Source organism: Candidatus Polarisedimenticolia bacterium, from assembly GCA_035764505.1.
Classification (GTDB): Bacteria; Acidobacteriota; Polarisedimenticolia; order Gp22-AA2; family AA152; genus AA152.
On the sequence record DASTZC010000124.1, the window covers coordinates 1 to 8,224 of the forward strand.

The following is an 8,224-nucleotide window of genomic DNA, read 5'->3' on the forward strand; positions in this document are numbered from 1 at the left end:
GACGGCAAAGCGTCGCCGGTGTCCGACCCGGCCGCGGCGCTGACGAAGCTGAAGCAGATCAAGGAAGAGAACAAGATCACCTTCCCGCTGGTGATTGCGGAGAATGCCGACGCCGTCTACAAGGCCCAGGGGAAGGACAACCCCGGCTACCAGATTTTCGAGAATTACTACAAGGTCAGCCAGAGCCGTACCGTCATGTTCGGCGACAAGGACAACAACGTGAAGTTCAGCGCGGTGGTGACCGACGGCTCCAAGCAGATCAAGGAGCTGGAGACGGTGGTCGCGAAGAACCTCTGAGGAGGGAGCCGCTCAGGCGCTCTCGAAAGTCGCCTTCAGCGCCGCTTCGAAAGGCGTGACGGTGTAATCGAGCTCGCGGCGGGCCTTGTCGGACGAAAAAGCCCAGGCGAGACGCATCGAACGGACCAGGCCGCTTCTCAGGAGCGGCCTGGTCCTTGTTATTTTGGCGATGCCCTCCGAGAGCGCCGCCAGCGGCACGAGCGGGCCGACGGGAAAGCTCTTGAAAGGGCGGGAGTCGCCGGCCAGGGAGCCGATGCGCCCCAGCAGGTCGCGTATGGAGATGTTCTCCCCGCCCAGGATGTAGCCTTCTCCCGGCGTTCCGCGGTGCATGGCCAGCAGGATGCCGCGCGCCACGTCCTCGCCGTAGACCACGTTGAGCACCGTGCGGCCTCCTTCCGGCAGCCAGTGCGGCACCCAGCCATGCTTGAATCGGCGGCACCAGGTGAAGACGCGGTTCGCGTCGGAAGGATCGTGCGGCCCGAAGACCGAGGCGGGCATCACCGGAACGACGGGAAGCCCCTCGGCGGCGAAGCGGGCGGCTTCCAGGTGGGCGTAGTACTTGGTCCGGTGATAGTCGCTCAGGAACGTCTCGCCGCCGACCCGCGACGACTCGTCCTTCATCTCAGCAGTATCGTTGGCATAAACGATGATCGACGAGGAGTAGACGAGCCGCTGCACCCCCATCGCCTTGGCGGTGGAGAGGACGTTGCGCGTTCCGATGACGTTGCTGCGCTCGTAGTCGGCGGCGGGACGGCCGCTCTGGACTTGCGCCGCCAGGTGGTAACCGGCCTCGCACCCCTCCATCGCCCGGGTCACGACGCCGGGATCGGCGATGTCGCCGCTGAAGATGCGCAGCGGCGCCCCTTCCGGCATGCGCAGCTTCGCGGGATCGCGCACGATGACATGAATGCGCTTGCCTTCCGCCAGGAGCAGGGGGAGAAGACGCTTGCCGATGAAGCCGGTGACGCCGCTGAGGAAGATGGATGGGCCGTTCACGGGGGGAGAGTGTAATGGCGCCGGGCCCCCTTGTCGAACGCCTGGGTTGCTTCGAGACCGCGCGACCGGCTCGGCATTGGTGCTATTCTTCCAGATATGAGCGACAAGCCATCCAGCATGAGCCTCCACCCGAGGCAATTGGGCGAGAACCGCTACGTCTACGCCGTTCATTCGCGGCGGGCGCGCGGCATCTCGATCGGGATCAACCTCAATCCCGACAAGATCTGCAATTTCGACTGCATCTACTGCCAGGTGGACCGGACCACGCCTCCCGCGCTGCGGGAGGTGGACGAGATCCGGCTGCTGGAGGAGCTGGAGGCGGTCCTGCGCCGCGGCAAGGACGGCACGCTGTTCGGCGAGCCGCGCTTTGCCGACGTACCGGCCGGGAGGCGCCGCCTGGCCGACATCAGCTTCGCGGGAGACGGAGAGCCGACGACCTATCCTCGGTTCCTGGAGGTGGTTGGGCAGGTTGTCTCATTGAAGGAGCGGCTGGGATTGCAGGGGCTGAAGATTGCCGTGCTGACCAACGCGACGGTGCTGGATCGGCCGGCGGTCAAGGAAGCGCTGGCGGTGCTGGACCGCAGCGACGGCGAGATCTGGGCGAAGCTCGACGCCGGGACCGAGGCCTACTACGAGCTCGTCTGCGTCCCGGGCGGAGCCCGCTTCGCGAAGATTCTCGCCAACCTGCTGGAGGCGGCGCGCATCCGGCCCCTCGTGATCCAGAGCCTGTTCCTGAAACTGAGCGGAGAAGGCCCTTCCGAGCCGGAGATCGAGGCGTACGCCGTGAAGCTGCGGAATATCTTGGACCAGGGCGGGGGCATCAAGCTGGTGCAGATCTACACGGTGGCCCGCAAGCCGCCGACTTCCGAGGTGGAGCCCCTGACTGACGAGGAAGTGGATGGCATCGTCGAGCGGGTGCGACGGGATACCGGGCTGCGCGTCGAAGGCTACTACGGCTCCCGGACGTGGACGGCATGAGCGATGCACCTCATCTCCGCCAGCCGCCGCACCGACATCCCCGCCTTCTACAGCGACTGGTTCATGGAGCGCATCCGCCGCGGGTCTGCTTCCTGGCTGAATCCCTATAGCGGCGCCGTCGCCACCGTTTCCCTGCAACCCTGCGATACGGCCGCCATCGTCTTCTGGACACGGAATTTCGCACCGATGCGCAAGCACCTGCCCGAGCTGGCGGCGCGCGGGCACCGCTTCCTCATCCACTTCACGCTGACCTCTCTGCCTCGGCGCTACGAGTCGCATGTCCCGTCGGCACGCGCCGCCATCGCGCAGATGCATGCTCTGGCGACGGAGATCGGACCGGATCGGGTTTTGTGGCGCTACGATCCCATCCTGGTCACCGAATCCTGCGACCGGAGTTTCCACCTCGAGAATTTCACGCATCTGGCTGATTCCCTGCAAGGGGCGACCCGCCGCTGCAGCGTGAGCTTCACGCAGATCTACGGCAAGCTGCGGCGAAGCTTCGCGCGGCAGGAGGTGCCGCTGCCGTCCGTGGGGCCGGAAGAGCGGCGCGAGCTGGCCGGCGAGCTGGCGGAAATCGCCGCAGCCCGCGGCATCACGCTGGCGGCCTGCTGCAGCGACGATCTCGTAGAAGGCCGGGTCGAGAAGGCCCGCTGCATCGATCGGGAGGCGATCCTCGCGATCTGGCCCGACCTCGCGCTCGGCACCGCGGCCGGCCCGACGCGCGAGCAATGCGGCTGCAGCCGCTCGTACGACATCGGCGCCTACGACAGCTGCCCCCACGGCTGCCTCTACTGCTATGCGACGAAAGACCGCGACACGGCCCATCAGAGGCGCCGGCGGCACGACCCGGCGGGCAGCGTGCTGATCCCTCCTGCCGCGGAGGGGAAGGGGGCGAGGTGAAGTCGCTCGACCTCGGACAGTTCCGGGTCGTCCTCGTCGAGCCGCGCCTGCCGGAGAACATCGGGACGGCGGCACGTGCCATGAAGAATTGCGGCCTCTCCCGCCTGGTGCTGGTGCGCCCCGTCGATCACCTCTGCGCGGCTGCCGTGCGGCCGGCGATGGAGGCCCGCGATCTCGTCGAGCGCGCCGAAGTCTTCGACACCCTGGAAGCGGCGGTCGGCGGCTCGCGGATGGTGGTTGGGACGACCCGGCGGGCCGGCCAGGATCGATCGCCGCTGCTGGCGCCGACAGCCTGGATCCGGGAAGTCCTTCCACGCGCAGAGGGCCAGGAAGTTTCCCTTCTTTTTGGATCGGAAAAAGACGGCCTCGATGGTGATGCCGTGGACCGCTGTGACGTCCTTCTCACCATTCCGGCCCATCCCGGCTTCGCCTCTTTCAATCTGGCGCAGGCGGTTCTGCTGGTCGGATACGAGCTTTTCCGCGCCTCCTCCGAGTTTCCTTCGGGCGAGGCGCCGCTCGAGCTGGCGACCCTGCGGGCGAGGGAGGAGCTCTACCGCCAGCTGGAATCGGTCCTCCTGCGCATCGGGTTCCTGCACGAGAACAATCCCGGGAGAATCATGGCTTCGCTTCGGCGGCTGTTCGGCCGCAGCGGGCTGGAAGACAGGGAGGTGCGAATCCTGCGGGGAATCCTGAGCCAGGTGGAGTGGGCCCTGCGCCGGGAAGAAGGAAAGGAGTGAAACTACCGGAAGGAATCCCGCCGGATGCGGCGGGTCAATCGCTGCCGGAACGGCGGGAGCGCGGCACATCCGCCCCGACCAGCTTCCGGTACAGCGTTCGCCGGTTGATTCCCAGGATGCGCACCGCGTCCGCTTTGTTCCTGACCTGCGCCGCATGGCGGAAGAAGCCTATCGCGAAGGAAGCGGCGACATTCTGGAGCTGCTGGACGCCACCCGCTCGTTGAAGGATATCCAGCTGCTGAAGATCCGGCAGATGGAGTCGACCAAGGAAGCGGAGGAGGAAGTGATTGCCGCCGCCGGATTGGACGCGCCCGAACCGAGCGGCGAGCAGCCGGCGCCATCCCCTAAGAGCCCTGCCTGAAATAATTTACGGGCAAGGTTATTTCGTGTAGAATTCCTACAAGCAAACGAAATCCCAGATTTATGATCCGGTAACCAGGCGATTCTCAGCAGCGAGGGCTGAGCTTGGCCGACCCTTTCCAGATCCGAGGAAGGCGCGCGCCGGAAACCGCTGCGGCAAGACGCAGGTCCGCCGCCGGCCCGATCGGCGCCGCCGATCGCTCGTTCCACCCATGAGCCAGGACATCGCGGCACTGTTCGCGGCCGCCGAGCAGGGCAATGGCCCTGCTTCCGAGGCCCTCTTCAGCCTCCTCTATTCCGAGCTCCATCGGCTCGCGCAACGCGAGCTGGCGCGTCACGGCGCCGGCATGAGCCTGGGGACGACGACTCTCCTGCACCAGGCCTACATCAACATGTCCGAGCAGGAAGGCAGCACCAGCTTCCCTGATCGCGCCCGCTTCATCGGCTACGCCTCACGGGTCATGCGCAACCTGATCATCGATCATGCCCGCAATCGGCAGGCTCGCAAGCGCGGCGGACAGTTCGAGATCACCACCCTGAGCACGAGCGTGGCCGAGGACGCCGTCGACGACAAGGAGCTGATGAAGGTCGGCTCGGCACTTGAGGAATTGTCGAAGGTGGATCCGGCGCTCGCCGAGATCGTCGATCTGAAGTTCTTCTGCGGCTTCTCGTTCGCGGAGATTGCGGCGATGCGCAACATCACCGAGCGGACCGTACAGCGCCGGTGGCGGGAGGCGCGCCTCTACCTTCACCGGACCGTCCGGGCCGACCTGTCGTAGGAGCTCATGTCCACCTTCGACCCGGTCCGCTGGCAGGCCGCCTTACCCAACGTCCACCACGCTCTCGAGCTGCAGGAGGCCGAGCGGGCGGCCTGGCTGAAGGATCTGCGAGCGCGGGACCCGGTTCTGGCCGCCGATGTCCAGACTCTGCTCGATGAGTACTGGTCGCTGACGAGCGAGGGCTTCCTGGGGCGACCCCCGGCATCGTTGCCAGGGTCATCGGCCCTCGAGGGCACCGCCGTCGGCGCCTACACCCTGGTCTCTTCCATCGGCGAAGGGGGAATGGGGTCGGTCTGGCTGGCGCGGCGCAGCGATGGGCGCTATCAGCGGCAGGTAGCCGTGAAGTTTCCGAGGGTCGCCCTTCACGGGGCGGGCGGCGAGAGATTCAAGCGCGAAGGAATCCTTCTGGGCCGCCTCGCCCATCCCCACATCGCGGATCTGATCGACGCCGGGGTTTCTCCGAGCGGACAGCCCTACCTCGTCCTGGAGCACGTCGCCGGCGAGCCGATCGACCGCTACTGCGACGAGCGGCGGCTTGGGGTGGAGGCGAGGAGCCGCATCTTTCTCGACGTGCTCGCCGCCGTGGCCCATGCCCACGCGCACCTGATCGTCCATCGCGACCTGAAGCCCTCGAACGTGCTGGTCACCGCCGACGGACGGGTGAAGCTGCTCGACTTCGGCATCGCCAAGCTGGTGACGGAAGACGCGACCGCCGATACGGCTCAACCCCTGACTCGCGAGGGGGGTGTGGCCATGACCCCCGAATATGCCGCGCCCGAGCAGGTCACCGGCGGAGCGATTACGACCGCTACGGACGTCTATGCCTTGGGCGTGCTGCTGTACCTGCTTCTGACCGGAGAGCACCCGGCGGGACCGGGACCTCGACCCCCGGCCCAGCTGATCAAGGCCATCGTGGAAACCGAGCCGCCCCGTCCGTCCGAAGTTCTTCGATCGCCCCGAGCCGGCCCTGATTCGACGGCCGACCATGCCTTCCGCCGCTCCACCAGCCCCGACAAGCTCAGTCGCGCGCTGCGGGGCGACTTGGACACGATTGTGGCCAAGGCGCTGAAGAAAGACCCTGCCGAGCGCTACACCTCGGTAACCGCCCTGGCAGATGATCTGCGTCGATTCCTACGGCACGAGCCCATCAGCGCCCGTGCGGAGACGCTCGTCTACCGGACGCGCAAGTTCATGCGCCGAAATCGTGCCGTCGTTGCGCTCGCGACGCTCGCGTTGGTGGCGACCATCGGAGGGCTCGTGGGAACCCTGATCGAGGCGAGGACCGCCCGCGCACAGCGCGATTTCGCGCTCCGCCAATGGTCGCGCGCCGAAGCGATCAACGATCTCGACGACCTGCTCGCCGATACATCTCCTGTTCAGCCGGAGGCTCTCGATTCCGCGGAGCAGATTCTCGGGCTCCGGCAGGGAACAGACCGGGCCAATCGCGTGGAGATCCTCATCGCAGTCAGCCGGCGCTACCCCAGGGAGAAGGGCACCGCAATACCGCTGCGAATGGCCGAGGAGGCATATCAGATTTCCCGCGGCGTGTCGGAGCCATCGGTGCGCGCGAAGGCAGCCTGCGTCCTTGGGAATGCGGTCGCCGAAAAGGCGGTGAACTCCGACAAGAGCCTGTTTCCCCGCGCAGAGTCGCTGATCAGGGAAGGCCTCGACGAGCTCCCAAGGGAAACTCAATTCGCCTTCGAGCGTGCCTTTTGCCTGCAGAACGGATCCTACGTTTCCCGGTCGATGGGCGACCAGAACGAAGCGATTGCGCGCCTGAAGCAGGCCCAGGAGCTGCTGAAAGAGGCGCCCACTCATCCCGAAACCTTTGACCTGCTGGTCTCACAGGGCCTTGGCGACGCACTCCGCTCCGCGGGACGAAATCGAGAGGCCTGCATCGAATACGAGCGGCTGAGCGCGTTGCTCACCGATCTGGGACGCGACAGCACGGGCATGGCCAATATAACCCGCTACAAGTGGGGAGTGTCGCTCTACACCTTGGGACGTCCCTTGGAAGCGGAGAAGCTGATCCACCGTGCCATCGTCGAGTTCAGCACCAGCGAAGACGATCCCGACGTCATTCCCTGGCAGCTCATCGGCCACGCCCAGGCGCTTCGGGACCTCGGACAGCTGAAACGAGCGTCAGCCGAGGCGCAGCATGCCTACGATGTCGCGTTGAAGAACGAAGCGCCGGCCTTCGCCAGTCAAGCCCTGCTGCTGCGCGCCTCCGTGGATCGCCTTGGCGGGGATCTGGCTGGCGCCCAGGTCATGCTGACCCAGGCGGAGCCGAAGATGCGGAGCGCTCTGCCGCCCGGGGACATCGGACTGGCGACGCTGCTATCGGAGGAGGCCTTGCTCGCCGAGGCGCGCGGCGACTCGAGCGCCGGGCTAGAGCTGATCAATCAGTCCCTGAGCATCGCCGAGGCCTCGGTAAAAGCCGGCCGCAAAGGGACCGAGCTCGTCCCCATCTATCTGACCTACCGCTCCGACATGGAACGGCAGCTCGGGCAGACGGAAGCCGCCGTCTCCGATGCGAGCCACGCCCTGGCTTCGATCCAGGCGAGCATCAAGCCGGGGACCTTTTCCAGCCATCTCGGCCACGCCTATCTGGCTTTGGGCCAGGCTCTGCAAACCGAAGGCAAGCACGACCTCGCTGTCGCCGACTTCCGGTCGGCTGCCGAAAACCTCCAGGACGCTCTGGGTCCCGATCACCCGGACACCCGGAGCGCACGCCAGCTCGCGCAGCCGGGCGCCGCCGCCCGCTAGCCCCTCTCGAGCCTCTTCCCCCCTCGTTTCCTCGTCTCCCTCGTGTCGGGTTTCGTCCTCGCCCTCCGTTTTCCTCAGTAGGAAGCCAAAGACCAGGCGACCGGCACAACAATTCGCCAGCTCTGGAGAGAGCTGGAAAACGAGGCCAAGGGGTCCCACCCATGCAGAGCAGGTCACGATCGGCCCGTAAACGACATGCGAGAGGCGCATCCGAGTGGACCTGCCTGGTTCTCATCCCGACGCTTTTCCTGGCCACGGTTCAGGGGGGCGCGACCACGGCGGCTCCCCAGGGGCCCCGATCCACCGAAACGGGAAGCGCCTCGACACCCACGACAGCACGCGCGGCGCCCGCCACCCGCCAGACCGGGACCCCAGCACCCACGGGCTGGATCGATCAGGCGGAGAAGCAGC

9 protein-coding genes are annotated in these 8,224 nt (G+C 66.3%); 8 read left to right on the forward strand and 1 reads right to left on the reverse strand.

Translation table 11 applies throughout. The features are described 5' to 3' along the window. Nucleotides 1-297 (forward strand): hypothetical protein (locus VFW45_08715; GenBank protein HEU5180862.1); only part of this gene is annotated, 297 nt, incomplete at its 5' end. A gap of 12 nt (nt 298-309) precedes the next feature. Here the strand turns inward: VFW45_08715 and VFW45_08720 are convergent. Beyond that, complete coding sequence (locus tag VFW45_08720) at nt 310-1,293, reverse strand: NAD-dependent epimerase/dehydratase family protein (protein ID HEU5180863.1); 984 nt, start codon at nt 1,291-1,293, stop codon at nt 310-312. Between the two features lie 117 nt (nt 1,294-1,410). Between VFW45_08720 and VFW45_08725 the strand changes: the two genes are divergently transcribed. From VFW45_08725 to VFW45_08755, 7 genes are all read left to right on the forward strand, one after another. Then, nucleotides 1,411-2,271, forward strand: coding sequence for a radical SAM protein (locus VFW45_08725; protein HEU5180864.1), 861 nt, complete (start codon nt 1,411-1,413; stop codon nt 2,269-2,271). A 3-nt stretch (nt 2,272-2,274) separates the two neighbouring features. After that, on the forward strand, nt 2,275-3,171 hold the full coding sequence (locus tag VFW45_08730) for a DUF1848 domain-containing protein (protein ID HEU5180865.1): 897 nt from the start codon (nt 2,275-2,277) through the stop codon (nt 3,169-3,171). Then, nucleotides 3,168-3,908, forward strand: a complete 741-nt coding sequence (locus VFW45_08735; GenBank protein ID HEU5180866.1) for an RNA methyltransferase — start codon at nt 3,168-3,170, stop codon at nt 3,906-3,908. Before VFW45_08730 ends, VFW45_08735 begins: the two co-directional genes overlap by 4 nt. A gap of 154 nt (nt 3,909-4,062) precedes the next feature. Beyond that, entirely contained in the window at nt 4,063-4,269 is a 207-nt protein-coding gene (locus tag VFW45_08740) for a hypothetical protein (GenBank protein ID HEU5180867.1), read from the forward strand. Nucleotides 4,270-4,480: 211 nt separating this feature from the next. Beyond that, nucleotides 4,481-5,047, forward strand: a complete 567-nt coding sequence (locus tag VFW45_08745; protein HEU5180868.1) for an ECF-type sigma factor — start codon at nt 4,481-4,483, stop codon at nt 5,045-5,047. 6 nt (nt 5,048-5,053) lie between these two features. Next, nucleotides 5,054-7,813: a serine/threonine-protein kinase gene (locus tag VFW45_08750; GenBank protein HEU5180869.1), complete on the forward strand. Its 2,760-nt coding sequence runs from the start codon at nt 5,054-5,056 to the stop codon at nt 7,811-7,813. 161 nt (nt 7,814-7,974) lie between these two features. After that, a partial coding sequence (locus VFW45_08755) for a hypothetical protein (GenBank protein ID HEU5180870.1) occupies nt 7,975-8,224 on the forward strand: 250 nt, incomplete at its 3' end.